Source organism: Thauera sp. 2A1 (assembly GCF_009469595.2).
In the GTDB taxonomy this organism is placed as follows: Bacteria; Pseudomonadota; Gammaproteobacteria; order Burkholderiales; family Rhodocyclaceae; genus Thauera.
Genome location: NZ_SSXV01000104.1, coordinates 1 through 1,470, shown reverse-complemented (window position 1 = coordinate 1,470; position 1,470 = coordinate 1). Strand labels below are relative to the sequence as shown.

Below are 1,470 nucleotides of genomic sequence, written 5' to 3'. Positions count from 1 at the left end.
TGGCGGTGTTCACCACGCAAAATCTTCTGGACTCGCGCGAAGGCCGCGCCATCCGGGCACTGAAGGGCGGCATGGTGATGGCCGAAGCGATGGGCGTGAACACCGCCCGCTCGCGCATGATCATCTTCGTCATCGCCGCGCTGCACGCCTGCGCCTCGGGCTGGCTCTACGCCCACATGCAGCGCTTCGTGAACCCGACCCCGTTCGGGCTGCACATCGGTATCGAGTACCTCTTCATGGCGGTGGTGGGCGGCGCCGGCCACGTCTGGGGCGCGCTCGTCGGTGCGGGCCTCATCACCGTCTTGAAACAGTGGCTGCAGGACCTCCTGCCCAAGCTCTTCGGCGCCAGCGGCAACTTCGAAGTGATCGTCTTCGGCCTCATGATGGTGCTCGTGCTGCAGCGCGCGCGCGACGGCCTGTGGCCCATCCTGAAGAAACTCGTGCCGGTCAAGGGCGTGCAGAAGACCATCGACCCGAACGCCGAAACCCTGCCGCGCCGAACGCTGCCCAAGGCGGGCGAGCTCATCCTCGAAGCCAAGGACGTCACGCGCAAGTTCGGGGGGCTCGTGGCCAACAACAACATGAGCCTCACCGTGCGCGCCGGCGAGATCCTCGCCTTGATCGGCCCCAACGGCGCGGGCAAGAGCACCATGTTCAACCAGATCTCGGGGGTGGACACCCCGACCTCGGGCGAAGTGCGCTTCCTGGGCAAGCCGGTGGCGGGCCACGACTCGCGCGAGATCGCCCGCATGGGCATGAGCCGCACCTTCCAGCACGTCAAGCTGCTCCCCACCATGACCGTGCTCGAGAACGTCGCCATCGGCGCGCACCTCAGAAGCCACAAAGGGGTGCTCAGCTCGGCCTGGCGCCTGGACCGCGACGAGGAAGCGCGCCTCTTGAAGGAAGCCGCCTACCAGATCGAGCGTGTCGGCCTGAAGGAACACATGTACGACGAAGCGGGCAGCCTGGCGCTGGGCCAGCAGCGCATCCTCGAGATCGCGCGTGCGCTGTGCTCGGACCCCTGCCTGCTGCTGCTCGATGAGCCGGCCGCCGGCCTGCGCTTCAAGGAGAAGGCCGCGCTGGGCGAGCTCCTGAGAAAGCTGCGATCCGAAGGCATGGCCACGCTCATCGTCGAGCACGACATGGACTTCGTCATGGGGCTGGTGGATCGCATCGTGGTGATGGAGTTCGGGCAGAAGATCGCCGAGGGCCTCCCGGACGAGATCCAGAAGAACCCGGCGGTGCTCGAAGCCTACCTGGGCGGCGTGGATTGAGGGAGACCGGCATGAAACTGATGAACAACACGAACGCCGCGTCCAACAACGACGCCAAGAACCCGGTGCTGCAGGTCAAGGACCTGTGCGTGTCCTACGGCAAGGTCGAGGCGCTCACCAACGCCAACCTCACCGTGGGCGAAGGCCAGATCGTCACCGTGATCGGCCCCAACGGCGCGGGCAAGACGACGATGCT

Annotated in this window: 2 protein-coding genes; both read left to right on the top strand. The window is 66.2% G+C overall.

The window, feature by feature from the left end; genetic code table 11:
* On the top strand, positions 1-1,274 hold a 1,274-nt coding region (locus tag GH664_RS22700; RefSeq protein ID WP_153170306.1), incomplete at its 5' end, for an ATP-binding cassette domain-containing protein.
* 11 nt (positions 1,275-1,285) lie between these two features.
* A partial coding sequence (locus GH664_RS22695) for an ATP-binding cassette domain-containing protein (RefSeq protein ID WP_153170305.1) occupies positions 1,286-1,470 on the top strand: 185 nt, incomplete at its 3' end.